General features: G+C 55.4%; 22 protein-coding genes. 14 read left to right on the top strand and 8 right to left on the bottom strand.

Going from position 1 to position 25,587, the window contains the following annotated elements; translation table 11 throughout:
• Positions 1-151: 151 nt before the first annotated feature.
• From M4I31_RS06475 to M4I31_RS06450, 6 genes are all read left to right on the top strand, one after another.
• On the top strand, positions 152-1,135 hold the full coding sequence (locus M4I31_RS06475) for an autoinducer 2 ABC transporter substrate-binding protein (protein ID WP_038642638.1): 984 nt from the start codon (positions 152-154) through the stop codon (positions 1,133-1,135).
• A 103-nt stretch (positions 1,136-1,238) separates the two neighbouring features.
• Positions 1,239-2,747, top strand: coding sequence for a sugar ABC transporter ATP-binding protein (locus tag M4I31_RS06470; protein ID WP_069324450.1), 1,509 nt, complete (start codon positions 1,239-1,241; stop codon positions 2,745-2,747).
• Positions 2,740-3,729 carry an ABC transporter permease gene (locus tag M4I31_RS06465; RefSeq protein ID WP_038642642.1) on the top strand — a complete coding sequence of 330 codons (990 nt, stop codon included), beginning with the start codon at positions 2,740-2,742 and terminating at the stop codon, positions 3,727-3,729. The genes M4I31_RS06470 and M4I31_RS06465 overlap by 8 nt, the downstream gene beginning before the upstream one ends.
• A gap of 1 nt (position 3,730) precedes the next feature.
• Positions 3,731-4,684 carry an ABC transporter permease gene (locus tag M4I31_RS06460; RefSeq protein WP_038642644.1) on the top strand — a complete coding sequence of 318 codons (954 nt, stop codon included), beginning with the start codon at positions 3,731-3,733 and terminating at the stop codon, positions 4,682-4,684.
• A 17-nt stretch (positions 4,685-4,701) separates the two neighbouring features.
• The gene (locus tag M4I31_RS06455) at positions 4,702-6,339 is read left to right on the top strand and encodes an FGGY-family carbohydrate kinase (RefSeq protein WP_085049317.1); all 1,638 of its coding nucleotides are present in this window, start codon (positions 4,702-4,704) and stop codon (positions 6,337-6,339) included.
• On the top strand, positions 6,336-6,935 hold the full coding sequence (locus M4I31_RS06450) for an SIS domain-containing protein (RefSeq protein WP_085049316.1): 600 nt from the start codon (positions 6,336-6,338) through the stop codon (positions 6,933-6,935). Before M4I31_RS06455 ends, M4I31_RS06450 begins: the two co-directional genes overlap by 4 nt.
• Positions 6,936-7,128: 193 nt before the next feature.
• On the opposite strand, the gene M4I31_RS06445 is transcribed toward M4I31_RS06450, so the two are convergent.
• The gene (locus tag M4I31_RS06445; protein ID WP_161668411.1) at positions 7,129-7,515 is read right to left on the bottom strand and encodes a hypothetical protein; all 387 of its coding nucleotides are present in this window, start codon (positions 7,513-7,515) and stop codon (positions 7,129-7,131) included.
• A 63-nt stretch (positions 7,516-7,578) separates the two neighbouring features.
• Here M4I31_RS06445 and csiE point away from each other — a divergent pair, with 63 nt between their 5' ends.
• Complete coding sequence (gene csiE / locus M4I31_RS06440) at positions 7,579-8,856, top strand: stationary phase inducible protein CsiE (protein WP_038642650.1); 1,278 nt, start codon at positions 7,579-7,581, stop codon at positions 8,854-8,856.
• Here the strand turns inward: csiE and M4I31_RS06435 are convergent.
• The 4 genes from M4I31_RS06435 to M4I31_RS06420 all read right to left on the bottom strand — a co-directional run bounded on the left by M4I31_RS06435 (position 8,851) and on the right by M4I31_RS06420 (position 15,708).
• Complete coding sequence (locus tag M4I31_RS06435) at positions 8,851-9,999, bottom strand: 3-phenylpropionate MFS transporter (protein WP_038642652.1); 1,149 nt, start codon at positions 9,997-9,999, stop codon at positions 8,851-8,853. The two genes, csiE and M4I31_RS06435, sit on opposite strands and share 6 nt — an antisense overlap.
• An 88-nt stretch (positions 10,000-10,087) precedes the next feature.
• On the bottom strand, positions 10,088-10,930 hold the full coding sequence (locus M4I31_RS06430) for an aldose 1-epimerase (protein WP_085049315.1): 843 nt from the start codon (positions 10,928-10,930) through the stop codon (positions 10,088-10,090).
• Positions 10,930-12,369, bottom strand: a complete 1,440-nt coding sequence (locus M4I31_RS06425; RefSeq protein ID WP_085049314.1) for a sugar porter family MFS transporter — start codon at positions 12,367-12,369, stop codon at positions 10,930-10,932. Before M4I31_RS06425 ends, M4I31_RS06430 begins: the two co-directional genes overlap by 1 nt.
• A 72-nt stretch (positions 12,370-12,441) precedes the next feature.
• The gene (locus tag M4I31_RS06420; RefSeq protein WP_085049313.1) at positions 12,442-15,708 is read right to left on the bottom strand and encodes a DUF5107 domain-containing protein; all 3,267 of its coding nucleotides are present in this window, start codon (positions 15,706-15,708) and stop codon (positions 12,442-12,444) included.
• Between the two features lie 114 nt (positions 15,709-15,822).
• On the opposite strand from M4I31_RS06420, the gene M4I31_RS06415 reads away from it, so the two are divergent.
• The gene (locus tag M4I31_RS06415; RefSeq protein ID WP_085049312.1) at positions 15,823-17,016 is read left to right on the top strand and encodes an ROK family transcriptional regulator; all 1,194 of its coding nucleotides are present in this window, start codon (positions 15,823-15,825) and stop codon (positions 17,014-17,016) included.
• A gap of 3 nt (positions 17,017-17,019) precedes the next feature.
• Here M4I31_RS06415 and hcaR read toward each other — a convergent pair whose 3' ends face one another.
• Positions 17,020-17,913 carry a DNA-binding transcriptional regulator HcaR gene (gene hcaR, locus M4I31_RS06410; protein WP_085049311.1) on the bottom strand — a complete coding sequence of 298 codons (894 nt, stop codon included), beginning with the start codon at positions 17,911-17,913 and terminating at the stop codon, positions 17,020-17,022.
• 135 nt (positions 17,914-18,048) lie between these two features.
• On the opposite strand from hcaR, the gene hcaE reads away from it, so the two are divergent.
• From hcaE to hcaD, 5 genes are read left to right on the top strand one after another with little or no spacing between them, the layout of a single operon-like run.
• Positions 18,049-19,410 (top strand): 3-phenylpropionate/cinnamic acid dioxygenase subunit alpha, encoded by a 1,362-nt coding sequence (hcaE, locus tag M4I31_RS06405; RefSeq protein WP_085049310.1) that lies wholly within the window; start codon positions 18,049-18,051, stop codon positions 19,408-19,410.
• On the top strand, positions 19,407-19,925 hold the full coding sequence (gene hcaF / locus M4I31_RS06400; protein ID WP_085049309.1) for a 3-phenylpropionate/cinnamic acid dioxygenase subunit beta: 519 nt from the start codon (positions 19,407-19,409) through the stop codon (positions 19,923-19,925). Before hcaE ends, hcaF begins: the two co-directional genes overlap by 4 nt.
• The gene (gene hcaC, locus M4I31_RS06395; protein WP_038642667.1) at positions 19,925-20,245 is read left to right on the top strand and encodes a 3-phenylpropionate/cinnamic acid dioxygenase ferredoxin subunit; all 321 of its coding nucleotides are present in this window, start codon (positions 19,925-19,927) and stop codon (positions 20,243-20,245) included. The genes hcaF and hcaC overlap by 1 nt, the downstream gene beginning before the upstream one ends.
• A complete protein-coding gene (gene hcaB, locus M4I31_RS06390; RefSeq protein WP_085049308.1) occupies positions 20,242-21,054 on the top strand; it encodes a 3-phenylpropionate-dihydrodiol/cinnamic acid-dihydrodiol dehydrogenase in 813 nt (270 codons plus the stop codon). The genes hcaC and hcaB overlap by 4 nt, the downstream gene beginning before the upstream one ends.
• Before the next feature lie 9 nt (positions 21,055-21,063).
• Positions 21,064-22,266 (top strand): phenylpropionate dioxygenase ferredoxin reductase subunit, encoded by a 1,203-nt coding sequence (gene hcaD / locus M4I31_RS06385; RefSeq protein ID WP_085049307.1) that lies wholly within the window; start codon positions 21,064-21,066, stop codon positions 22,264-22,266.
• A gap of 78 nt (positions 22,267-22,344) precedes the next feature.
• On the opposite strand, the gene glyA is transcribed toward hcaD, so the two are convergent.
• Positions 22,345-23,598, bottom strand: coding sequence for a serine hydroxymethyltransferase (gene glyA / locus M4I31_RS06380; protein ID WP_032939458.1), 1,254 nt, complete (start codon positions 23,596-23,598; stop codon positions 22,345-22,347).
• Between the two features lie 326 nt (positions 23,599-23,924).
• Between glyA and hmpA the strand changes: the two genes are divergently transcribed.
• Positions 23,925-25,115 (top strand): NO-inducible flavohemoprotein, encoded by a 1,191-nt coding sequence (hmpA, locus tag M4I31_RS06375; protein WP_069324438.1) that lies wholly within the window; start codon positions 23,925-23,927, stop codon positions 25,113-25,115.
• 101 nt (positions 25,116-25,216) lie between these two features.
• Here hmpA and glnB read toward each other — a convergent pair whose 3' ends face one another.
• Positions 25,217-25,555, bottom strand: a complete 339-nt coding sequence (gene glnB, locus M4I31_RS06370; protein WP_000717694.1) for a nitrogen regulatory protein P-II — start codon at positions 25,553-25,555, stop codon at positions 25,217-25,219.
• Positions 25,556-25,587: the final 32 nt, after the last annotated feature.

Raw genomic sequence — 25,587 nt, 5'->3', positions numbered from 1 at the left:
CATGAATTTAACCAATATTTAACCATTAATTTTCTTTAAATTTACAATGACGGACATAGATCACATTCACGGAACTTATGATTCATTCCCTCTTCCATTCGTAGTTAACTTCACCCCGTGACATGTCCTGCCCCCTACGAAAGGTACAACTATGAAATTCAAACTCGCATTACTCAGTGCAACCCTGGTTTCTGCATGCATGTTGTCCGGCACGTCCTTTGCGGCGGAAAAATATGAAATTGCTGTGGTTGCCAAAGTCACCGGGATTCCGTGGTTTAACCGGATGGAAACCGGCGTTAATGAAGCAGCAAAAAAACTGGATGTGAATGCTTACCAGACCGGGCCTTCCACGCCGGATCCGGCTCAACAGGTGAAAGTCATTGAGGATCTGATCGCCAAAAACGTTAACGCGATCATCGTGGTGCCGAATGATGCCAAAGTCCTTGAGCCGGTGCTGAAAAAAGCGCGCGATAAAGGCATCGTGGTGCTGACGCACGAATCCCCGGACGAGCAGATTGGTCAATGGGATATTGAAACCATCGACAGTGAAAAATATGCGCAGGCTAACGTCGATGAATTAGCGAAAAGTATGGGCGGTAAAGGGGGTTATGCCATCTATGTCGGTTCGCTGACGGTACCGTTGCATAACGCGTGGGCCGATTTTGCGATTAAGTACCAAAAAGAAAAATATCCCGAAATGTTCGAGGTCACTTCACGTCTGCCGGTCGCGGAAAGCATCGATAAATCCTACGCCACCACGCTGGACCTGATGAAAACCTATCCGCAGATGAAGGGCATTATCGGCTTCGGCTCGCTGGGTCCAATCGGCGCGGGTCAGGCGGTGCAGAAAAAACGCGCCAAAGATAAAATCGCCGTCGTCGGGATCGCCATGCCTGCACAGGCTGCGCCGTACCTGATGCGCGGCGATATCAAAAAAGCGCTGCTGTGGGATCCAAAAGACGCGGGATACGCGCTGGTAACGGTGGCCGATCAACTGTTGCAGGGTAAAGAAGTGAACGCCGATTTGAGTATTGATGGTTTAGGGAAAGCCGATATCGACACGGAGAAGAAAGTGATCCGCTTTAACAAGATCCTCGAAGTCACCAAAGACAACGCACAATCACTCGGTTTCTAAGGCTTTAGCCGACACCAGGGAACCTTAACGCCGACCGTCTGGTCGGCGCTATCAACCAAACTAACACTTAGCGTCCATGCGGACGTGCGCAGGGGTATTGTCCATGACAGACACCACCGCATTTATCACTCTTGAGAATATCAGCAAACAATTCCCGGGCGTGCTGGCGCTGGATAACGTGAATCTGACGCTGAGAAAAGGCGAAGTTCACTGTCTGGCGGGTCAAAACGGCTGTGGTAAAAGCACCATTATTAAAGTGATCTCTGGGGTGTATCATCCGGAAAAAGGCGCGCAGATTTTACTCGATGGTAAATTATTCCATCACCTGACGCCGCAGCTTTCTTCCCATTATGGTATTCAGGTTATTTATCAGGACCTGTCGTTATTCCCTAACTTTAGCGTCGCTGAAAATATCGCGGTCAACCGCTATCTGCCCGGTGGCGATATCTGGGTACGCCGTGGCGCGATGAAACAGCAGGCGCTGGCCGCCATGAAACGCATCGGCGTGAACATCGATCCCGATAAAAAAGTCGAAAAACTGTCGATTGCCGACCGGCAACTGGTCGCCATTTGCCGCGCTATTGCCGCCGATGCGCGTCTGGTGATTATGGATGAACCCACCGCTTCGTTAACCCGCCAGGAGGTCAATGGTCTGCTGCGGGTCGTCAACGAACTGAAAGCGGCCGGGATTTGCGTGGTGTTTGTCAGCCACCGTCTGGATGAAGTGATGGAAGTGGCGGACCGTATCAGCGTGATGCGCGACGGCAAACTGGTAGGAACATACCCAGCCAGCGAACTCGACAGTCACGAACTGGCCTTCCTGATGACCGGACAACGCTTCCACTACAGCCCGCTGCCGGAAAGACCCGCTATTGAGCAAGAGCCGCTGCTCGAGCTACGCAACCTCAGCCGCCGGGGGAAATATCAGAACATCAATTTATCGCTACATAGCGGTGAGATTGTCTCCATTGTCGGTCTGCTGGGTGCCGGTCGCACCGAGCTTTGCCTCAGTTTGTTCGGCATGACCCATCCGGAAAGCGGCGAAATGCGCATTAACGGTCAGCCGGTTACTCTGCGCAATAACCATGACGCCATCAAACACGGGATCGGCTATGTCTCAGAAGATCGCCTGACGCAGGGGTTGATCATGGAGCAGTCGATCTATGACAACACCATCGTCACGGTGTTTGACCAACTGCATACCGGCAGCGGTCTGCTCGATCATCGTAAAGCGCAAAAGCTGGTCGCCGATTTGATCCGTGAGTTGAACATTAAAGTCTCCGATCCGCATCTGCCGGTCAAAACGCTCTCCGGCGGTAATGCCCAACGCATTGCCATTGCCAAATGGGTGGCAACCCATCCGCGCATCCTGATCCTCGACTCCCCTACCGTCGGCGTGGATATCGCCAACAAAGAGGGGATTTACCAGATAGCCCGCGATCTGGCGGAACAGGGAATGGCGGTACTAATGATTTGCGATGAAATCCCGGAAGCGTATTACAACAGCCATCGTGTGCTGGTGATGCGCCGCGGCAAACTGGTGGCGGAATTTAATCCTCATCACTGCCGTGAAGAGGAGATTGCTGAAGTGGTCGAGGTAATCAATGAATAGTCTGCGTCTCTCCCGTTTAATCGGGCAACATGAATTCTGGCTGGGCCTGCTGGTCGTGGCGCTCGCCGTCGGGCTGAGCGTCAGTACCGATGAGTTCCTGTCGCTGGGCAATCTCACAGATGTCGCCACCAGTTACGCGATTCTCGGCATTCTCGCCTGCGGGCTGTTTGTGGTGCTGATTTCCGGCGGGATCGACATCTCATTTCCGGCGATGACAGCGATTGCCCAGTATGCGATGGCCAGTTGGGTGATCGCTCACGGCGGCAACTTCATACTGGCTTTAACCATCGCAATGGCGGTAGGTCTGCTGCTTGGGCTGATTAATGGCTTCCTGGTGTACTGGCTGCGCGTTCCGGCGATCATCATTACCATCGCCACGCTAAACGTCTACTACGGCCTGCTGGTTTATGCCACCAAGGGTACCTGGCTGTACGGCTTCCCGGACTGGTTTATGAACGGTATCAACTGGTTGTCGTTCACCGCGACAGACGGCTACGACTACGGTTTAACCCTGCCCCTGCTGTGCCTGGCGGCGGTGATCATCTTTACCGCCGTACTGATGAACTATACCCGTCTTGGCCGTCAGGTTTACGCCATGGGCGGCAACCGCGACGCGGCCTCGCGCCTGGGGCTGAATTTGCTGAAGCTGCATTTCTACGTCTATGGCTATATGGGCATTCTGGCAGGCGTTGCCGCCGTGGTTCAGGCGCAAATCACCCAGTCTGTTGCCCCCAATTCCCTGCTCGGCTTTGAGCTGACGGTGCTGGCGGCGGTCGTGCTCGGCGGCACCAGCATGAGCGGCGGGCGCGGTACGTTAACCGGAACGCTACTGGGTGTTGTGCTGCTGGCGTTCTTGCAAAATGGTCTGACGCTGCTGAGCGTCTCCTCTTACTGGCACACCGTGTTCAGCGGCGCCATTATCCTGGTCAGCATTAGCGCCACGGCCTGGAACGAAAAACGTAAACTGGCAAGGGAGCTTTGAGATGAAAACAATCGCCAGATTTTTACCCGGTGATGCCATCATTCGTCTGCAATGCGTCATTATTGTGGTCGTCGCCCTGGTCTTCTCGGCCCTGCTCGGCAGCCGTTTTTTCAGCGTCGCTAACTTCCAGTCGATCGGCTCGCAGTTGCCAATCCTCGGCATGCTGGCCCTCGGGATGGGCATGACCATGCTGACCGGCGGCATTAACCTGTCGATTATTGCCGGTGCGAACGCCTGCTCGCTGGTGATGGCGGCGATTATCGTCACCCACCCGGATAACCCGCTGTTTCTGGCGCTGGCGTTGATTGCAGGCGCAGCGGTGGCGGTGGCTATCGGCACGCTCAACGGCGCTTTAATTGCCTGGGTCGGCGTCTCGCCTATTCTCGCCACCCTCGGCACGATGACGCTGATCTCGGGGCTGAATATTTTGCTCTCCAACGGGACGGTGATTTCCGGCTTCCCGACCGCCATTCAATACCTTGGTAACGCGACGATTGCCGGTATTCCGGTGGCACTGCTGCTCTTTTTCCTCGTGGCAATCCTGCTGTGGGTGCTGCTGGAGCACACCACGCTTGGGCGCAGCCTGTATCTCGTCGGTTCCAATGAGCAGGCTACCCGCTACAGCGGTGTGAATACCGTACGAGTACAAATTTCGGTGTACGTTATTTCTGCCCTGCTCGGCTGGGTCGCCGCCATTCTGATGATGGCGAAATTCAACTCGGCCAAAGCCGGATACGGTGAATCCTACCTGCTGGTCACCATCCTTGCCTCCGTGCTCGGCGGTATCAATCCGGACGGCGGCTTCGGACGCATTATCGGCCTGGTACTGGCGCTGATTGTGCTGCAAATGCTGGAAAGCGGCCTTAACTTGCTGGGGGTCAGCAGCTATCTGACGATGGCGCTGTGGGGCGCGGTGCTGATCCTCTTTATCGCATTACAGAATCGTAAAGCCTGATTTCAGGAGAAAAAATTATGGCAAGTTACTTTATTGGTGTGGATGTCGGAACCGGAAGCGCCCGCGCTGGCGTGTTTGATCTCAACGGCAGAATGGTCGGTCAGGCCAGTCGGACCATCGAAATTTACCGTCCGCAGGCCGATTTTGTTGAGCAGTCTTCCGATAACATCTGGCAGGCTGTGTGTAACGCGGTACGCGATGCGATTAACCAGTCGGATATCAATCCTATCCAGGTGAAAGGTCTGGGCTTCGACGCCACCTGTTCATTGGTGGTGCTGGATAAAGAAGGCAACCCGCTGACCATCAGCCCTTCCGGGCGTAGTGAACAGAACATTATTGTATGGATGGACCACCGCGCCATTACTCAGGCCGATCGCATTAACGCCCTGCATCATCGGGTGCTGGACTATGTGGGCGGTATTATCTCCCCGGAAATGCAAACGCCAAAACTGCTGTGGCTGAAGCAGCATATGCCCAATACCTGGGCTAACGCCGGTTACTACTTTGACCTGCCTGATTTCCTCACCTGGCGGGCAACGGGCGATGACACGCGCTCATTGTGCTCGACGGTGTGTAAATGGACCTATATGGGTCATGAAGATAAATGGGATGCCAGCTATTTCCGCCAGATTGGGCTGGAAGATTTGCTGGAGCACGATGCCGCCAAAATTGGCCGTTACGTGAAGACCATGGGCGAACCGCTCGGCCATGGGCTGTCAGCGCGCGCCGCCAGCGAAATGGGACTCATCCCCGGCACCGCGGTCAGCGTATCAATTATTGATGCCCACGCCGGTACGCTCGGCACGCTCGGCGCCAGCGGCGTTTCTGGCGAGGTGCCGGATTTCGACCGTCGTATCGCACTGATTGGCGGTACCTCCACCGGACACATGGCGATTTCCAAAGAGCCGCGTTTTATCGGCGGCGTCTGGGGGCCTTACTACTCTGCCGTGTTACCGGAATACTGGCTCAACGAAGGCGGACAGTCGGCTACGGGGGCGTTAATCGACCACGTAATTCAGTCGCATCCGTGCTACGACACCCTACTGGCGCAGGCTAAGTCCCAAGGGCAGACCATTTATGAAGTGCTGAATGCGTTGCTGCGTAAAATGGCCGGTGAGCCGGAAGATATCGCCTTCCTGACCCGCGATATGCATATCCTGCCCTATTTCCACGGCAACCGCTCGCCGCGCGCCAACCCAACGCTTACGGGTGCAATCACCGGACTTAAGCTGTCGCGCACGCCGGAAGATATGGCGCGACAGTATCTGGCGACCATCCAGGCCATTGCCCTCGGTACCCGGCATATTATTGAAACGATGAATCAAAGCGGCTACACCATCGATACGATTATGGCCAGCGGCGGCGGCACGAAAAACCCGATCTTCGTTCAGGAGCATGCCAACGCCACCGGCTGCGCGATGCTATTGCCGGAAGAGAGTGAAGCCATGCTGCTGGGCGGCGCCATGATGGGAACCATCGCCGCAGGCGTTTTTGACTCCTTCCCGGAAGCGATGTCGGCGATGAGCCGGATTGGTAAAACGGTCACCCCGCAAACCAACCGTATTAAGCAGTACTACGATCGCAAATATCGGGTATTCCACGAGATGTATCAGGATCATATGAAATATCGCCAGTTGATGCAGGAGGAGGCATGAGTAACTCATGGTCTCAAGCCACCGGCGTATTCCAGATCTACAGCGATGCCCTTGCGGGACTGGGACAGCATCTGACTGAGCCGGTCTGGCAGTCGCTGATGGCGGAACTGCGCGGATGCCAGGGGAAAATCGTCGTTACCGGCGTCGGCACCTCCGGCATTGCGGCGCGTAAAGTCGCGCATATGCTCGCCTGCGTGGAGCGCCCGGCGATTTATCTCAATGCCACCGATGCGGCGCACGGCGATCTGGGTTTTTTACGCGCCGACGACCTGGTTATTATGCTGTCGCGCGGTGGCAATTCGGATGAACTTACCCGGCTGCTGCCTGGGCTGGCGGCGAGAAATGTGCCGATCCTGAGCGTGACGGAAAACGCCAATTCGGCCATCGCTAAAGCGTCGAGGCTGGTGATTTCCACCGGCGTACAGCGTGAGGCCGACCCGCTGAACATGCTGGCGACGACCTCAATTCTGCTGGTACTGGCTATCTTTGACGCCGCCTGCGCCTGTCTGATGAGTGAAAGCGGCTACTCAAAGGAGACGCTGCTGGCGGTGCATCCCGGCGGCGATGTGGGATTAACGCTGCGCCGTGGGCAGTAACGCCAGGCATCTGTTCCGGAGGTGATAAATCTGTTGCCTCCGGCGTATTGTTACGTTCACCGTATGTTTTTCACTTCTCTGAAACGATTACTCCCAGTGAACGTGTTAAGGGTACTATCGCCGTACCCTTAACAATCCCGGCTCCCGGCGGGAAAATTGCCACTTCGTGGTTCCCTCCGCTTATTCCTCCAGGCTACCGGGCCGGGCGCGAGGTAGCGTCCTTGCAAAGCGCGCCCTGAGCCAGCATCCATGCTGGCTCTCCCGGCCTTACGGAAACACGTCGGCAATTTTCAGCCGGACCAGCCCACACCTGACCACCTGTATTTTTATTTGAAAATATCTGAACAGCGAAACGGATATAGCTAAAAGCAAGAGCGCTGAAGCGCCCCCCGTCCGGAATCACATGTTCTCCATAATGTTTAACAGACATGCAGTACATCTCTACCAGTTCTTTTATATGTAAACTAAAGATAAAACCGTGAAAAAGTGGATTAACGCGCTGCGTTTCACTACCGCTATCTGTTCCGCACGTTAAAAATTCTGTGACGCTCCCCAGCATTCCTGGCGTAAAGCTTTCCATTCCGCAAATCTATGCGCAAACTTTAACTATTCTTATCAAACATACTCACGGGAGATTCTACAGATGATGTCAACGCTCGCCCCGCCATCTGTACTTTCCGCTCCCCAACGCCGTTGCCAGGTACTGCTGACGCTTTTTCTGCCGGGGCAGATTGCTACCGCGCAGACCTTCAGCAGTCTCAATGGCGTCGATGATGCCACCGTTCAGGAGGATATCATTGGCGCGGGGCTCGAAATCCAGCGCTATCATCGGCTCGCCATTACTTCCGCCCAGAATGGCGGCTATACGATCGAAGGCGCCCCGCTGAACCAGCGGCTGTGCCTGTTGCATTGGCTGCGCCGTGGCCTGCGGATCTGCCCGACGTTTATCACGCAACATTTCACACCCACATTGAAAATGGCGCTTAAACAGCAGGGCATAGCGCGCACGTTGTATGATGACACCAATCTGCATGCGCTGATTAACCTCTGCTCCCGACGCTTGCAAAAACCCTTTGAGTGCCGTGATATCCAGTTCCTGCGGCTGTTTTTACAATACTGCCTGCTGCAACATCACGCGGGGATCACCCCGGAGTTTAATCCGCTCCAGCAGCGCTGGGCGCAATCCTGCGCGGAGTATGCGCTCGCTGAGGAGATTGCCCGCCACTGGCAACGTCACGTCATGCAAAGTGCGCCGCCGGGCGAATCGCTGTTTATGGCATTGCTGTTCTCAATGATTCGCATCCCCGATCCCATCCGCGATAACCACCAGCAGGATCGCCGTTTGCGTCTGGCTATCGCGCGGCTGGTGCTGCGTTTTCGCGAGTATGGCAACGTTCGCTTCAGCGATGAACAAGGGCTGAACGACCAGCTGTATATCCACCTTGCCCAGGCCCTGAACCGCAGTTTGTTTGCCATTGGTATTGATAACACGCTGCCGGAGGAGTTCAGCCGACTTTATCCCCGGCTGGTTCGCACCACCCGCGAGGCGATACACGGATTCGAAGCGGAATACGAAGTGCAATTTTCAGAAGAAGAGATCGGTCTGGTAGCGGTGATTTTCGGTGCCTGGCTGATGCAGGAGAAGGATTTGCACGAAAAGCAGATTATCCTGCTGACCGGCAGTAATGAACAACTCGAAGCGCATATTGAACAGCAGCTACGCGAACTGACGCTACTGCCGCTCAACGTAAAACATATGCCAATGCAGGACTTTCAAAAAGAGGGTGCGCCGCGCGGCGTAACGCTGATCGTCACACCGTACACTACGCCGCTGCCGCTGTTTTCACCGCCGTTGATTCATGCGGATCTGGCGCTGACGTCTCACCAGCAGCAGCAGATCCGCAAAATCCTCGAATCATAACGTCGCAGGCTGCGCCACCACTTTCGGGCGCAGCACGATAGCCGGTAGCGCCACCAGCGCCATCACCCAGAATACGCCGCTGCCCAGGTTTTGGTACAGGTAGCCAGCGAAAACGGTCATGATGGCGATACTGCCGCCCATCGCTATCGCGGAATAGACCGCCTGTAAACGAATCACTTCGCTTCCCTGTCGCGCCGCGATATAGCGCATTGCCGCCAGGTGGCAGACGGTGAAGGTACCGCAGTGCAGGATCTGCACCACAATCAGCCACGGTAGTTCGGTGCTCCAACCCATCAGCCCCCAACGCGCCACGCCGCAAACGGCGGAAAGCAACAGCAGATCGCGGGCGCTAAAGCGGCGGAACAGCTTGTGGCTAAGCGCGAAGATAATGACTTCCGCCACCACGCCCAATGACCATAAATAGCCCACCGCCGAAGCGGAATAACCAGCAGACTGCCAGTAAATGGCGCTAAAACCGTAATAGGCGGCATGCGCGCCCTGCAGCAGACTCACGCAGGCAAGAAAACGCCAGCTTTGCGTTATTAACGCGCGCCATGCGGGCCATCCCGCACTCTCCTGCTGACGGTTTTCACCAGCTGGCTGCACGCTCGGACGAATCATCATGCCCAGCAGCATTGAGGCGACGCCAAGCGACAGCAGAATAAGGATCACCCGATAGTCAAACAGGCTCACCAGCTTACCGGTCAGCGCAGAGCCAATCACAAAGGCCACGGATCCCCACAGTCGAACCCGCCCATAATCCATGGTTATCTGTTTTTGCCAGGTGTTAGCCAGCGCGTCGGTCAGCGGCACCAACGGTGAGAAAAACAGGTTAAATCCGACCATCACCACCATCAGCCACGCCACGTTGGTCCCCGCCCAGAAGGCCAGCGCAAACACCAATGTCAACAGAGCCAGAATACGTAAAGCGGTAATCAGACGAGAGGGATCGCTCACGCGCGGCGCAATCAGCAAGCTACCGAGAAAACGGGCAATCAGCCCCGCGCCCAGCAGTAAACCAATGGTTTCCGGCGTCAGCCCCAACCCTTCGAGCCAGACGCTCCAGAAAGGCAGAAAAATACCGTAGCTAAAGAAATAGGTGAAATAACCGAGCGCCAGCCAGCGCGTGGAATGCAAAGCCATGAATCCCTCCCGTTTGGAGACGGTAGTCTGGCGATAAACTCTGGCTGGCGCAAGAGACCATTAACAGGCAGATAACATGATTTTCGCCCTATTCGACACAAATTTGCATCGCAAAATGACAGCGTTCTCCCTGCGCTAAAACCTGCAATCCCGGCTGCCCCTGCATGTGGTGGGCATTCACCGGATGCGTCTGCGGCTCCAGGCACAGGAATGGTTCACCCGACATTCTGAACAGCATCAGCCACGGAGTTTGCGCTAAAATCGTGACTTTCATCACATCGCGCTGAATAACGGCCCGCCCGCTCCAGCCAGAATAACCCACATTCAACCAGGCATCTTCACCGTATTGCGCATGCATAAAATCCGCTGCGGGTGGAATATCACTTTGCCAGTCCAGTGGCAGATGCTGTTCCCCCTCCGGCCAGTAGCCGCTGGCAGTGAACTGGGCCGTACTGTACGTATCAAAGGCGAAAAACGGATGGAACCCGCAGCCATAGATCATCGGTCGTTCCCCGCAATGGGTGAGCGTCAATGAAGCATGCAGGCTCGACGCTTCCAGTTGGTAGCAAATCTGCGCCGTATAGTCGTAGCCACAGAGATGCCAACTGCGCAACTGTAGCAAACAACCGCTTGGTGTCGCGGTGATAACCCGCCAGCGCTGCAGCCAGCCGTCACCGTGCAGGAAGAAGTGTTCATCCGCCTCATGGTGCGGTAGCACAACCTCTCCCCCACGTAGCATAAAACGGTTGCCCGCCACCCGGTTTGCCACCGGCAGCATCGGGAACAGGCCGCAATCACCGGGCTGCTGACCATGACCTTCACGTAATATTGCCCGTTGATGTTGTAACGAAACCAGACTCAATAGCGAACCGCCCTGCGGATCTACGCACATCCGTAGATGTGCGTTTTGAAGCATCAGCAGAGAATTCATTAGCGGGTGCTTCGTTGTTGGCTTGATGCGCCAACTTTCGTATGCTGCGCCGCCAGCTGTTCCTCCAGCGCTTCCAGCGTCACGCCTTTGGTTTCCGGCACATTACGCAGAATATAGATAAAGCCCATCGCGCAAATCACACCGTAGAGCAGGAAGCTTCCCGATGCGCCCAGACTCGCATTCAGCAGTGGGAAGGTATAGGTCAGCAGGAAGCAGGCAATCCACAACGCCAGCGTGCCGAGCGACATCGCTAACCCGCGAACACGGTTGGGGAAAATTTCGGACAGCAGCACCCAGGTTACCGGGGCCAGCGTCAGGGCGTAAATGGCGATCGCCGCCAGCACCAGTACCAAAACCGGCCAGCCCAGAATGCCCAACCCGTATGCCCCGGCAATGAGTATGTAGATAACCGTCAGCCCTGATGCACCAAACAGCATCAGTTTACGACGCCCAATTTTGTCCACCAGCGGCAGAGCGGCAAGGGTAAAGACCAGATTGATGATCCCGGTCGCTACGATCGATTTTAACGTGCCGTTGATGTCGAATCCGGCAGAAGCAAATATCTCCTGCGCATAGTTGAAAATAACGTTGATCCCACACCACTGCTGGAACACTGCCAGCACCATGCCAATAATCACTATCGGTTTGATCTGCGGTTGTAACAGTGATGACCACGCGACCTTGTGGTTATCTTTTTGTAGCGTATGTTCAATCTCTTTCAGCGTTTGCCCGGCATATTCCGCCGAACCAATGCGCTGCAGCATGGTGCGCGCACGTTCGGCTTTTCCTGCCTTCACCAACCAGCGCGGCGATTCAGGGACAAAGAACATCAGCACCAGGAAAATTACCGCGGGCACTAATTCAGCGCCAAACATCCAGCGCCAGCCCGTCTGACCGTTCCAGCTTTCCACAATCGCCTGCTGCGTAGCGCCTGTAGCGACAGGTTCGGCAATCATCAGGTTGATAAGCTGCGCCGCCAGGACGCCAATGACGATGGTGAGTTGGTTAACGGCAACAAAGCGACCACGCTTTTCCGCCGGGCTGACCTCAGCGATATACAGCGGGCTTAGCGCGGATGCCAGACCAATCCCCACGCCGCCAACGATGCGATAGACAACAAACATGTCAAAATTGCTGGCAACTGCTGTTCCCCAGGCTGAAGCGCTAAAAAGGATTGCCGAGAGAATCAGCGGCATCTTTCGGCCAAACTTATCGGCACACCAGCCGGAAATCAGCGCACCAAAGATACAACCAACCAGCGCCGAGCTCATCGCCCAGCCAGATTGCGCCGGATCGGTAATCGAAAAATAAGCTTCATAGAAGGGCTTTGCCCCGCCGATCACCACCCAGTCATAGCCAAACAGTAAACCACCGCAGGCGGCAACCAGGCAGATAGTCCAGACGTAACCAATCTTTAAATGTGTCTGCGCGTTATTCATTATGATTCCTCTTTCAGGGAAACGCAGGGGACAGAAGGTTTCGGGTGAGATTGCCCCCACCCGTTTCGGGTATTACTGGAACAGCCTTACGTTAATGGCGTGACGCAGCAGTAACGCTTTGTCATGCGCCGGATTGAGTTGCAGAAGCTCATCAAGATCGCGCTGGCAAGCAGAACTATTTCCCAGCCCCAGATGCCCAAGCGCATTGATAAACAGGCAGTGTTGCTGGTGTTTTGCTTGTGCTGAGGTATCCAGCACCACCAGATCGGGCAGCGATACGGCAAAGAAATCGACATCCGGGACGTTGTCGCGATGCGACTCAACCCATTGCAGGAAGCTGTTGAACAGAGCGTCCGCCTGTGCATCATCGCCGAGTTTTCTCTGCGCCATACCCTGCCAGAAGAGATAGTCCACCGGCTGGTCGTTGTAGTAACGTCCGGCATCCAGTGAGCTACCGCCACGCGTGGCACGGGAGAAATAGCGCCGGGACTCCTCGAAATGCCCCTGCTGCTGGGCGCAATAACCCAGCAAATACCAGATGTCATTATCCGTTTGCCCAGGCAGGCGCCCCTCTCCAAGGTTTTGCGGGTAGTGCAGCGCCTGTTGCAGTTGCGTGATGGCGGTTTGCGGGTCGCCCGACTGAACGGCCTCCAGTGCGCGATGCATCTGATTCAGTAGATATTGCCCGGTGGCTTTACCTTCTCCCCCTTCCCACGGATGAAATACACGCTCACGTAAGATTGCCGCAGCCTCGTCGTAGCGCCCCAATCCATTCCACAGACTAAGCAGTTCCACCGTCAGATCGTCACGATGGAAGACAATATCTTTGCTGGCTTCCAGTCGTTGCAAACGCTGTTCAGCCGGTTGCGCCATCAGCTTTTTGAGATAGTCGAGTTCGAACAGGAAACGGGCATTTTGCGGCTCCAGTGCTACGGCCTGCGACAGATACTGCATCGCCTGCTGTGCATCGTGCTGTTTGTTCCAGGCATAGATACCCAATAAGCGATGCACTGGGGCAAAATCCGGCTCCTGCGCAAGGGTAAATTGCCAGCAGGAGACCGCCTCGTCATAGCAGCGTTTGCTGTACCAGAAACAGCCGAGCAAATAGCGGGCAAAAGCGCTCTGCTCGAGGGTTTGCAGCATCTGTACTTCATCCAGCGTATTGGGAAAACGGACGCGATTTTGCAGACACTTACGCGCTCGTTCGATGAAAGGTTGCGGATTGTCGCTCAGCGAAGCGCGCCACAGCATCGGTAGCGTTTCCTGGCTGTCGAGCAGTTCCAGCACGCCACGGGCAGCATCTTTTTGCCCCAATGCGATCAACCAGCCAGCCAGTTCACACGCGTTGGTACCGCGCCGCCCGGTAATCGAGATTAGCGCCTGTGCAGCCGCTTCATCCTGACAAATAGCCCAGCGTGCATAGTGCAGGGTGTAACTCAGCGGATAATCAACCAGCTGTTGGCGAATGTATTCCAGCGCTTGCGCATTGCGATCAAGCTTAGCCAGCGCCAGCGCTTTCAGCCCCATCGCCAGGTTATTACTGCCGTTAAAACGCAGGCTCTGCTCGACTTTTTCCAACGCGCCGGCATAGTCCTGACGTTTCATCGCCAGGCGCGCTAACGACCAGAAAGCCGCATCCCGGCAGTTGCCGCTCCAGCTCGCCTTATAATAATTATCCCAGGCGCTTTCATCGTCGCCCTGGCGTTCCTGCGCGGCGGCCAGCAGCATACTCGCCTCGCCATCACGTGGATTCTTATTGAGCTTGTGCGCCCGTTCCAGCGCCTTGCCCGCGCAATGGGCTGCTAATGCCCAGTCCGCGCGGTTTAGCGCCAGCGTCCCCAAAGCCACATTATTGCGATAATCAAGCGGGTCGACTTCCAGCGCGCGGCGGTAATAGTCCTCGGCATAGCGGCTGGCGTGGTTGTACTGCTCCAGATGCTGACCAATAAAATAGAGTTCATCGGTATTAGCAAGCGCTTCTGGCTGAGCTGGCGCGCTGGCCGCCGAGGGTAGTGGTAACTCTTGCGCCATGTGCTCTTCGTACTGTAAAAGCGTGGAGCCATCGGCGCGAGTGACGGTCATCGTTACCCGGGCATGGCCATTGTCAGACACATCGGCTAACCAGCTCTGCCCCGGCTCAAGGGTGAGTGTATTCTCAAAGAACGGCTCCCCGTGTGCCGCAAGCGTAACCTGAACATCGCGTAGCGGCGCTATCGCATAAACGCCCACTGAAAGTTGGCTTCCCTCACGCACCAGCCGAAGCGCCAGTTGCGTGCTGGCGTTTTGCACCATGCCTAGTTCGCTGTAGGGCAGGAAGTTTTGCACGAAAACTTTCTCTTCGTACGGCGCAAGCCAGGTGAAATCCGGTTGGTTATCGGTAAAGACCCCGGTCATCAGTTCGATATACGGACCGTTGTCATCAGTGAGATTACGATCCCAGGCAACGCCAAAGTCGCCGTATCCCCAGGTCCACTGTTTTTTCCCCGGCGAAACATGGTGGTCCGCCACGTGCAGTAATCCACCGCGTTCGCCGTGGTGCCAGGCGCCGACAAAGTCATAATCCGATTTTTCCGCCATATAAGAGGTCGGAACGGGTACGTTTTTGTAGCGAGAGATATCCACACCCGCCGAGTAATCCACTTTGTAGTAGGTGCCAGTAGCGACAGGAAACGCTGAAACATCGCGCTTGCCGTGGTCGAATACCGCGGTTACATCCGGCGGAAACACGCTCTGATGATCGTCGCCGCCTTTCACCGCCGGATTCGCCCACCACAGGAAGTGGCGCGGCGTGGCGTTACCGTTAAACACCTTCCCGGTTATTTCGATCAGCGCGCGCTCTGGATACAGTGTGAATCCGGTCATCACCTGTAAACCACGCATGGGTTCAACCTCCCCCATCCACACGGTATATTCACCCTGCTCGCCCTGCTGTTGCGTAAAATCAACCGGCATAAAGGTGGTTGGACGATGATGCTGCGGCCAGTTGAACTCAATGCCGCCAGAGATCCATGGCCCAAGCAGGCCAACCAACGCTGGTTTCACCACTTCGTTGTAGTAGACGAAATCACGTTGCTGCACTTTGTCATACGCACGATGGATACGTCCGCCTAATTCCGGCAGCAGCATGATGCGAATGAAGTCATTCTCCATCCACACCGCCTGATAGTCGCGCATTTCACGCTTGCCGGTCAGGGTATCAATCACGCCGTAGGGATAAACCGCACCAGAGGATCCCTGATACACCCTTTTCTCCAGAAACATCGGGTTAGCGTCTTCTTCACCCACCGTCCACGTTGGGAGGGTGATCGTTTCCTGCCAGACTTTAACTGAACCGTACATGCCGCTCTCCACTCAATAAACAAAAGTAAAAATTTAACCTGAGGCTATTCTGCGGCAGTTAAGTGGCGTTAAAATGCGCAATGCTCACGCAATATAGTAAAGGGAGTTAAGTGTATGCAGCGTTCGGGATTCAATAACGCCAGGGTGCGTCAGGCAAATAAACAGATCTTTTTGTCGCATCTATGGCGGGAAAAACAGCTTAGCAAGTCGCAGTTGGCGCAGCTGACCAGTCTGTCGATCCCGGCGGTCAGCAATATTCTTGAAGAGCTGATGGATGAAGGGAGAATCAGCCATTCGCGAGAGACGTTAAGCCAGCGCGGTTTGAGTAGCGGCAGTTATCATTTGCCAGAAACAGGCGCCTGGACGCTCTGCATCAACGTCACCCCCACCAGCATCACCAGCCAACTGGCGGACGCGCGTCTGGTGGCCGTCGGCGACTGGCGCCATGAGGTCATTAATCCTGATACGCCAAAAGCGCTGCTGACAGCATTGGCGGCACACTGGCGAGAATACCGTCGGCAATTTCCAGAGGTTACGATTAATCTGGCACTGGGCGTGCACGGCCAGGTTGATCCGATTACCGGCGCATCAAAAACCATGCCTCAGGCTCCGTGGAAAACACCGGTGGAAATAAAATACCTGCTTGAGGAAATGCTTGGTGTGCAGGTCCGGCTGGACAATGACTGCGTGATGCTGGCGCTGGCGGAAAAGTGGCAAAATCCGGCGGCTAACGGTGATTTTTGTGTGATTAACGTTGATTACGGCATTGGCTCATCGTTTGTCATTAACGATAACATCTGGCGGGGCAGTTTGTACGGCAGCGGTCAGATTGGCCATACAATAATTGATCCGGACGGGGTTGCCTGCGACTGTGGCCGTTATGGGTGTCTGGAAACGGTGGCGTCATTAAGCGCACTGAAAAAGCAGGCTCGCGTGTGGATGAAATCGCAACCGACATCCCTGTATGATCCCCAAACGCTGACGACCGACCAGCTTATTGATGCCTGGAGGCACGGAGATGTTCGCATTCAGGCGTGGGCCGAACATGCCGCCAGCGCCATTGGCCTGAGTCTGTACAATTTTCTAAATATATTAAATATTAATCAAATCTGGCTGTATGGTCGTAGCTGCGCCTTCGGCGAGAGCTGGCTCAATACGCTGGTGCAGCAAACCGGATTTAATCCGTTCGATCATGGCGATAACCCACGAGCCCGGGCAACGCAGATCGGTTTCGGTAAGCTTAATCGCGCTCAGCAACTGATGGGCATCGGCTATCTGTATGTCGAGTCGCAGCTTAGCGAGCTGTAGTCGTTAATCCACAACGCTCACGGCTAAACGTTCATGCACCGTGGCGATAAAGTCGGTCAGCGCCGGTTTCAGCGCCCCCTTTTTCCACGCCATCAGCAGCGCAATGGTTGGAACATCGCCAACAATAGGGCGAAAAACCACCTGCCCGGTATTAAAATTATTCATATAACCGGGTATCAAAGTCACCCCCAACCCCATGCTGACCAGGTTCATGGTCACCAGAATATTGGTCGCCACCTGCACGATATTGGGCTGGCTTTTTTGCTGCTGAAACCAGTTTTTGACAATCATCGCTAACGCGCCGGAATAGGCCGGATCGGTACTGACAAAATTGACGCCGTGTAGTTGCTGTGCCGATATCGCTTTCTCATTAGCGAGCGGATGATTCACCGGTAACACCACCACCAGCGGCTCATGAATCAGTTCCAGATAATCCAGTTCCGGGCTGTAAACCGGATGACGCATTAAGCCAACGTCCAGCTCTCCGCGCAGGATCTTCTCCTCCTGCTCGGTGGTGATCAAACTGACCAGTTCAATATGCGTATCTGGTTGTTTTAAACGAAACAAAGGCAGCACTTTGGGCAACAGATTTACCTCTGCGGAAGGGACAAAGCCGATGGCGAAATGGTTATCTTCCTGCACCGTTTTACGGGCGCGAACTTTGGCATTTTCCGCCTGCTCGAGGATAACCAACGCATCCTGTAAAAAACATTCACCTGCTGCCGTTAACGCAACTTTGCGCTTGTCCCGCACCAGCAAGGGAACCCCCACACAGGTCTCCAGATCGCGGATCTGACTGCTTAACGAGGGCTGAGAGGTATGCAGTTTTTCTGCCGCCCGGGTGAAATTCAGCGCCTGCGCCACCGCCACAAAATAGCGTAAGTGCCTCAGTTCCATGCCCTTCTCCTTGTTATCGAAAAAATGTCTCAACTGGTAGAAATTTACTATTTCACAGATTGATAACTAACCAGCAACATCCTTAGGGTACAAAAAAAGAAGGTCAATACATCTTAGCTTTCAGGATTAAAAAATATGACCATACCCTCAAATTTAGACATCTACCGACTGATCGACACGCAAAACGGTCGCGTAACCCCACGTATTTATACCGACCCTGAAATTTACCAACTGGAGCTGGAACGCATCTTCGGACGCTGCTGGCTGTTTCTCGCCCACGAAAGCCAAATCCCCAAACAGGGCGATTTCTTTAACACTTATATGGGCGAAGACGCCGTGGTGGTGGTGCGCCAGAAGGACGGCAGCATCAAAGCGTTTCTCAACCAGTGCCGCCACCGCGCGATGCGCGTGAGTTATGCCGACTGCGGTAACACCCGCGCCTTCACCTGCCCGTATCACGGCTGGTCATACGGCATTAACGGCGAGCTGATCGACGTGCCGCTGGAGCCGCGCGCCTACCCACAAGGGTTGTGCAAATCCCACTGGGGGCTGAACGAAGTGCCATGCGTCGAAAGCTACAAAGGGCTGATTTTCGGTAACTGGGATACCACCGCGCCGAATCTTCGCGATTATCTTGGCGACATCGCCTGGTATCTCGACGGAGTGCTGGATCGCCGTGAAGGCGGCACTGAAATCGTCGGCGGCGTACAGAAGTGGACCATCGACTGTAACTGGAAATTCCCCGCCGAACAGTTCGCCAGCGACCAGTATCACGCGTTGTTCAGCCACGCCTCTGCCGTACAGGTATTGGGCGCGAAAGACGACGGCAGCGACAAACGCCTGGGAGACGGTCAAACCGCCCGCCCGGTGTGGGAAACCGCCAAAGACGCGCTACAGTTCGGCCAGGATGGACACGGCAGCGGCTTCTTCTTTACCGAGAAACCGGACGCCAACGTCTGGGTCGACGGCGAAGTCTCCAGCTACTATCGCGATACCTATGAAGAGGCGGAGCAGCGTCTGGGTAAGGTTCGTGCACTGCGTCTCGCCGGTCACAACAATATTTTCCCCACGCTCTCCTGGCTGAACGGTACCGCCACGCTGCGCGTCTGGCATCCGCGCGGGCCGGACAAAGTCGAAGTATGGGCGTTCTGCATCGCCGATAAAGCCGCCTCTGATGACGTCAAAGCCGCTTTTGAAAACAGCGCCACCCGCGCCTTCGGCCCGGCAGGGTTCCTTGAGCAGGACGACTCGGAAAACTGGTGTGAGATTCAAAAACTGCTCAAAGGCCACCGGGCACGCAACACCAACCTGTGCCTGGAGATGGGTCTCGGCCAGGAAAAACGTCGTGAAGACGGCATTCCGGGGATCACTAACTACATCTTCTCGGAAACCGCCGCCCGCGGCATGTATCAGCGTTGGGCCGATTTATTAAGCAGCGAAAGCTGGCAGGAAGTGCAGGAAAAAACCGCCGCATACCAGCAGGAGGTGATGAAATGAGCGCGTTAGTCTCCCCTGAGCTGCATCACCGCATCAGCCAGTTCCTGTATGAAGAAGCGCGTCTGCTGGACGACTGGCAGTTCCGCGACTGGCTGGCGCAGCTGGATGACGACATTCGTTACACCATGCGCACCACGGTCAATGCTCAAACCCGCGACCGCCGCAAAGGCATACAGCCGCCGACCACCTGGATTTTCAACGACAATAAAGACCAGCTTGAGCGCCGTATCGCGCGGCTGGAAACCGGCATGGCGTGGGCCGAAGAGCCGCCTTCCCGCACTCGCCACATGATCAGCAACCTGCAGGTGAGCGAAACCGACCAGCCGGACGTGTTCGCCGTGCGCCTGAACTATCTGCTGTACCGCGCACAAAAAGAGCGTGACGAGACGTTCTACGTCGGCACGCGCATGGATAAAGTCCGTCGTCTGCCGGGCGACGAATGGCGCTTACTGGAGCGTGAGATCGTGCTCGATCAGGCGGTGATCACCTCCCACAACCTGAGTGTACTGTTCTGATGAGCCGCATATTTGCCTGCTCCGCCACGGAGCTACCGGAGGGGGAAGCCCTCCGGCTGGAAACCTCTCCCGTCATCGCGCTGTTTCACGTTGGCGGTGAGTTTTATGCCATTAACGATCGCTGTAGCCACGGTAACGCCTCGATGTCGGAGGGCTATCTGGAAGACGACGCCACGGTGGAGTGCCCGCTGCACGCCGCCAGCTTCTGCCTGAAAACCGGCAAAGCGCTGTGCCTGCCCGCCACCGATCCGCTCACCACCTATGCGGTGCATGTGGAAGGCGGCGAGGTGTTTATTGATTTACCCGAGGAGGCCAGATGAGCGATTTACGCGATAACGTTGTGTTTATTACTGGCGGCGGCTCCGGGCTGGGGCTGGCGCTGGTAGAACGCTTTATTGAAGAAGGTGCGAAAGTCGCCACGCTCGAGCTGTCCGCGGCGAAGATTGCCAGCCTGCGCCAGCGCTTTGGTGAACACGTACTGGCGGTGGAAGGCAACGTGACCTGCTATGCCGACTACCAGCGCGCGGTGGATCGGATCCTCACCACCTTCGGCAAGCTGGACTGTTTTATCGGCAACGCGGGTATATGGGATCACAACGCTTCGCTGGTCAATACGCCCGCCGAGGCGCTGGAAAGCGGCTTCCACGAGCTGTTTAACGTTAACGTGCTGGGCTATCTGCTGGGCGCCAAAGCCTGCGCCCAGGCATTAATCGCCAGCGAAGGCAGCATCATCTTTACCCTGTCTAACGCCGCATGGTATCCCGGCGGCGGCGGGCCCCTGTATACCGCCAGCAAGCACGCGGCCACCGGGTTGATTCGCCAGTTGGCCTACGAACTGGCGCCTAAGGTGCGGGTGAACGGTGTCGGCCCATGCGGCATGGCGACCGATCTGCGTGGCCCGCAGGCGCTCGGTCAGAACGATACCTCGATTATGCAGTCGCTGACGCCGGAGAAAATTGCCGCCATTCTGCCGCTGCAGTTCTTCCCAGAACCGGCAGATTTTACCGGCCCGTACGTGATGCTGGCGTCACGGCGCAACAACCGCACGCTGAGCGGCGTGATGATCAATGCCGACGCCGGTCTGGGGATCCGTGGGATCCGCCACGTCGCGGCTGGTCTGGATCTGTAAGGAGTCATCATGAGCGAACAGATTATTGCCATCATCGGCGGCGGCCAGGCGGGAGCGATGGCCGCCGCTGCGCTACGTCAGCAGGGGTTTAGCGGACCGTTACACCTCTTTTCTGACGAGGCTCACCTGGCCTACGAGCGCCCGCCGCTGTCAAAAGCGATGCTGCTGGACGATAACCCGCAGCTTCAGCCGGTTCTGCCCGCCAACTGGTGGCAGGAACACAACGTACAGTTGCATCTGGGCGTTACGCTACGCGAGATTGATCGCGCCTCGCGTACGTTAACGCTCGCCGATGGGCAAACCTACCGCTGGACTCAGCTGCTGCTGGCTACCGGGGCCGCCGCCAGACCGCTACCGCTGCTGGATGCGCTGGGCGAGCGCTGTTTTACCCTACGTCATGCGGGAGATGCCGAGCGTCTCCGGGCTGCGCTACAGCCAGGAAAATCGATCGTGATTGTCGGCGCGGGCACCATTGGCCTGGAGCTGGCGGCCAGCGCCACCCAGCGCGGCTGCCGGGTGACGGTGGTCGAACTGGCATCAACGGTGATGGGCCGCAATGCGCCTGCGCCGGTGCGCGACTATCTGTTAGCCCGCCATCAGCAGGCCGGGGTGAGAATGCTGCTCAATAGCGCCATTGAGCACGCTGAAGCGGGAGAATTTCTCACGCTCACGCTGCAAAACGGCGAATTACTGAAGGCCGATGCGGTGGTTTACGGCATCGGCATCGTGGCGAACGATACGCTGGCCCGCGACGCGGGGCTGGAAACGGCCAATGGTATTATTGTCGATAGCGCCTGCGCCACCTCCGACCCGGTCATTTTCGCCGCCGGTGATGTGGCGCTCACTCGCCAGCCGGACGGTTCGTTAAAGCGCATAGAAAGCTGGGAAAATGCCAACTGCCAGGCGCAAGTTGCCGCTGCTGCTATGCTCGGTTTACCCCTGCCAGAAGCCACGCCGGGCTGGTTCTGGACCGATCAATACAGTGATAACCTGCAATTTGTTGGTGAAATGCAGGGAGAAAATTGGCTCGTACGTGGCGATCCTGATGCGCAGAAAGCAATATGGTTTAGTTTGCAGAATGACGTTATTGTCGGCGCAGTGACGTTGAACCAGGGCCGGGAAATGCGCTTATTGCGGAAATGGATTCAGGCTAAGAAAAAGCCGCCAGTGGCAGCTTTAGTCGATGAAACAATCTTGCTTAAGTCACTATAACTGGCGGATGTCTCTTCGTTTATCCGGCCTACAGGTAACTCACCTGTAGGCCGGATAAGGTCCAGCAATCAATATGACTTACGCGTAAACCGGGAAGCGTGCGCAGATATCCAGCACTTTACCTTTGATGCGCTCAATTACCGCTTCATCATTGATATTGTCCAGAACATCACACATCCAGCCAGCCAGCTCTTTCACTTCCGCTTCTTTAAAGCCACGGCGAGTGACAGCCGGAGAACCGATACGGATACCGGAAGTCACAAACGGGCTCTTCGGATCGTTCGGTACGCTGTTTTTGTTCACGGTGATGTTAGCACGACCCAGTGCAGCGTCGGCTTCTTTACCGGTCAGGTTTTTATCAACCAGATCCAGCAGGAACAGGTGGTTTTCAGTTCCACCGGAAACCACTTTGTAGCCGCGGTTCAGGAACACTTCCACCATCGCTTTGGCGTTTTTCGCAACCTGCTGCTGGTAAACTTTGAACTCTGGCTCCATCGCTTCTTTCAGCGCCACGGCTTTCGCCGCAATCACGTGCATCAGCGGGCCGCCCTGCGCGCTTGGGAACACGGCGGAGTTCAGTTTTTTGTACAGCTCTTCGTCACCGCCTTTCGCCAGGATCAGGCCGCCGCGCGGACCCGCCAGGGTTTTGTGGGTGGTGGTGGTCACAACGTGAGCGTGCGGAACCGGGTTCGGGTAAACGCCAGCGGCAATCAGACCGGCAACGTGCGCCATGTCGACGAACAGGTATGCGCCGATGCTGTCAGCGATTTCACGCATTTTTGCCCAGTCAACCACGCCGGAGTAGGCAGAGAAGCCACCGATAATCATTTTCGGTTTGTGCTCTTTGGCCTGCTTAGCCATGTCTTCGTAGTCAATTTTACCGGACTCATCAATGCCGTAAGGAATGATGTTGTACAGTTTGCCGGAGAAGTTAACCGGGGAGCCGTGAGTCAGGTGGCCGCCCTGCGCCAGGTTCATACCCAGCACGGTATCGCCCGGCTGCAGCAGCGCGGTGTAGACAGCGAAGTTAGCCTGAGAGCCAGAGTGCGGCTGTACGTTAGCGTAGTCAGCGCCAAACAGCTCTTTAGCGCGATCGATAGCCAGTTGCTCAACGATATCAACGTACTCGCAACCGCCGTAGTAGCGCTTGCCCGGATAACCTTCAGCGTATTTGTTGGTCAGCTGAGAACCCTGCGCCTGCATTACACGCGGGCTGGTATAGTTTTCGGAGGCGATCAGTTCGATGTGCTCTTCCTGACGTACTTTTTCCTGCTCCATAGCCTGCCACAGTTCGGCATCATAATCGGCAATGTTCATTTCACGCTTTAACATCCGCATCTCCTGACTCAGCTAACAAGTAAATTTTGGCCTGAAAAGGCAGTCTTCCAGGACTTCGGCCAACAGTATAACCGAATCATTCTTCGATAACAGGTCTTGACAAAGGATTTTACGCAAACGATTACCTTCACGGCACACAAGGCTTTGGAGAACAAAGGTCTGCTGAATTTCAACGGATTTCTTTTCAGGTTTGTGATGCAGATTTTTCACGATGTAACCTTTACAACGCAAAGTTACAAAGAACCATTTACAATGCAGGGGTATTTTTTATAAGATGCATTTGACATACATCATTAAAGTTTCAGATAAAGGAAGACCGTATGCTTGACGCACAAACCATCGCTACAGTGAAAGCCACCATTCCCCTGCTGGTTGAAACAGGTCCGAAGCTGACCGCCCATTTCTACGATCGCATGTTTACGCATAACCCAGAGCTGAAAGAAATTTTCAACATGAGTAACCAGCGCAATGGCGACCAACGTGAAGCGCTGTTTAACGCCATTGCCGCGTATGCCAGCAACATCGACAACCTGCCAGCGCTGTTGCCAGCCGTTGAGAAAATCGCCCAGAAACATACCAGCTTCCAGATTAAACCAGAGCAGTACAACATCGTAGGAAGTCACCTGCTGGCCACGCTGGACGAAATGTTCAGCCCGGGCCAGGAAGTGCTGGATGCGTGGGGCAAAGCATACGGCGTGCTGGCGGGCGTGTTTATTAACCGTGAAGCGCAAATCTACAGCGAAAACGCCAGCAAAACCGGCGGTTGGGAAGGTACGCGTCCTTTCCGTATCGTGGCGAAAACGCCGCAAAGCCGCGCGATTACCAGCTTTGAGTTTGAACCCGTCGATGGCGGTGCAGTGGCGGAATACCATCCGGGTCAATACCTGGGCGTCTGGCTGAAGCCGGAAGGTTTCCCGCATCAGGAAATCCGTCAGTATTCGCTGACCCGTAAGCCAGATGGCAAAGGCTACCGTATTGCCGTGAAGCGCGAGGACGGTGGTCAGGTTTCAACCTGGCTACATAACCACGCCAATGTCGGTGATGTAGTTCACCTGGCCGCGCCAGCAGGGGATTTCTTTATGGACGTCGCGACCGATACGCCGGTGTCGCTGATTTCCGCAGGCGTGGGCCAAACGCCGATGCTGGCGATGCTGGATACGCTGGCGAAAGCTCATCATACGGCGCAGGTTAACTGGTTCCACGCGGCGGAAAATGGCGATGTACATGCTTTCGCCGATGAAGTAAAAGAACTCGGCAAAACGCTGCCACGCTTTAGCGCACATACCTGGTATCGTGAGCCAAACGAAGCCGATCGCGCGAAAGGTGCGTTTGATAGCATTGGTCTGATGGATCTGAACAAACTGGAAGGGGCAATCAGCGATCCGGCGATGCAGTTTTATCTGTGCGGCCCGGTCGGCTTTATGCAGTTCGCCGCGAAGCAACTGGTCGGTCTGGGCGTGAAAAACGAGAACATTCATTACGAATGCTTCGGCCCGCATAAAGTATTGTAATGTATTACGCGAGTAGGCCGGATAAGGCGTTTACGCCGACATCCGGCAATCATTCTGCCTGATGCGCTACGCTTATCAGGCCTACAAATTAACGGCGCGGCTTAGATTGCCGCGTCGTCTTCTTCACCGGTACGAATACGAATAACGCGCGCCACGTCGAAAACAAAAATCTTACCGTCACCGATTTTACCGGTCTGTGCGGTACGAATAATGGTGTCAACGCAGGTATCGACGATGTCGTCGGGAACCACAATTTCAATTTTTACCTTCGGCAGAAAATCTACCATGTATTCCGCACCACGGTATAACTCGGTATGGCCTTTCTGACGGCCAAACCCTTTCACTTCTGTCACAGTCATACCGGTAATGCCGACTTCAGCCAGCGCTTCACGGACGTCGTCCAGCTTGAAAGGTTTAATAATCGCATCAATCTTTTTCATGCTATTCCTTGAAAAGGTCGCCTGTCTTTTGA

It is taken from the genome of Citrobacter sp. XT1-2-2 (genome assembly GCF_023516235.1).
Lineage (GTDB): Bacteria > Pseudomonadota > Gammaproteobacteria > Enterobacterales > Enterobacteriaceae > Citrobacter > Citrobacter werkmanii.
The sequence above is the reverse complement of the archived record's forward strand: the minus strand, read 5'-3'. Positions and strand labels throughout refer to the sequence as shown.

Excerpts from the sequence above, each read along its gene's own strand:
- M4I31_RS06475 (WP_038642638.1), top strand. The coding sequence starts at position 152 with ATGAAATTCAAACTCGCATTACTCAGTGCAACCCTGGTTTCTGCATGC.
- M4I31_RS06470 (WP_069324450.1), top strand. The coding sequence starts at position 1,239 with ATGACAGACACCACCGCATTTATCACTCTTGAGAATATCAGCAAACAA.
- M4I31_RS06465 (WP_038642642.1), top strand. The coding sequence starts at position 2,740 with ATGAATAGTCTGCGTCTCTCCCGTTTAATCGGGCAACATGAATTCTGG.
- M4I31_RS06460 (WP_038642644.1), top strand. The coding sequence starts at position 3,731 with ATGAAAACAATCGCCAGATTTTTACCCGGTGATGCCATCATTCGTCTG.
- M4I31_RS06455 (WP_085049317.1), top strand. The coding sequence starts at position 4,702 with ATGGCAAGTTACTTTATTGGTGTGGATGTCGGAACCGGAAGCGCCCGC.
- M4I31_RS06450 (WP_085049316.1), top strand. The coding sequence starts at position 6,336 with ATGAGTAACTCATGGTCTCAAGCCACCGGCGTATTCCAGATCTACAGC.
- M4I31_RS06445 (WP_161668411.1), bottom strand. The coding sequence starts at position 7,515 with ATGGAAAGCTTTACGCCAGGAATGCTGGGGAGCGTCACAGAATTTTTA.
- csiE (WP_038642650.1), top strand. The coding sequence starts at position 7,579 with ATGATGTCAACGCTCGCCCCGCCATCTGTACTTTCCGCTCCCCAACGC.
- M4I31_RS06435 (WP_038642652.1), bottom strand. The coding sequence starts at position 9,999 with ATGGCTTTGCATTCCACGCGCTGGCTGGCGCTCGGTTATTTCACCTAT.
- M4I31_RS06430 (WP_085049315.1), bottom strand. The coding sequence starts at position 10,930 with ATGAATTCTCTGCTGATGCTTCAAAACGCACATCTACGGATGTGCGTA.
- M4I31_RS06425 (WP_085049314.1), bottom strand. The coding sequence starts at position 12,369 with ATGAATAACGCGCAGACACATTTAAAGATTGGTTACGTCTGGACTATC.
- M4I31_RS06420 (WP_085049313.1), bottom strand. The coding sequence starts at position 15,708 with ATGTACGGTTCAGTTAAAGTCTGGCAGGAAACGATCACCCTCCCAACG.
- M4I31_RS06415 (WP_085049312.1), top strand. The coding sequence starts at position 15,823 with ATGCAGCGTTCGGGATTCAATAACGCCAGGGTGCGTCAGGCAAATAAA.
- hcaR (WP_085049311.1), bottom strand. The coding sequence starts at position 17,913 with ATGGAACTGAGGCACTTACGCTATTTTGTGGCGGTGGCGCAGGCGCTG.
- hcaE (WP_085049310.1), top strand. The coding sequence starts at position 18,049 with ATGACCATACCCTCAAATTTAGACATCTACCGACTGATCGACACGCAA.
- hcaF (WP_085049309.1), top strand. The coding sequence starts at position 19,407 with ATGAGCGCGTTAGTCTCCCCTGAGCTGCATCACCGCATCAGCCAGTTC.
- hcaC (WP_038642667.1), top strand. The coding sequence starts at position 19,925 with ATGAGCCGCATATTTGCCTGCTCCGCCACGGAGCTACCGGAGGGGGAA.
- hcaB (WP_085049308.1), top strand. The coding sequence starts at position 20,242 with ATGAGCGATTTACGCGATAACGTTGTGTTTATTACTGGCGGCGGCTCC.
- hcaD (WP_085049307.1), top strand. The coding sequence starts at position 21,064 with ATGAGCGAACAGATTATTGCCATCATCGGCGGCGGCCAGGCGGGAGCG.
- glyA (WP_032939458.1), bottom strand. The coding sequence starts at position 23,598 with ATGTTAAAGCGTGAAATGAACATTGCCGATTATGATGCCGAACTGTGG.
- hmpA (WP_069324438.1), top strand. The coding sequence starts at position 23,925 with ATGCTTGACGCACAAACCATCGCTACAGTGAAAGCCACCATTCCCCTG.
- glnB (WP_000717694.1), bottom strand. The coding sequence starts at position 25,555 with ATGAAAAAGATTGATGCGATTATTAAACCTTTCAAGCTGGACGACGTC.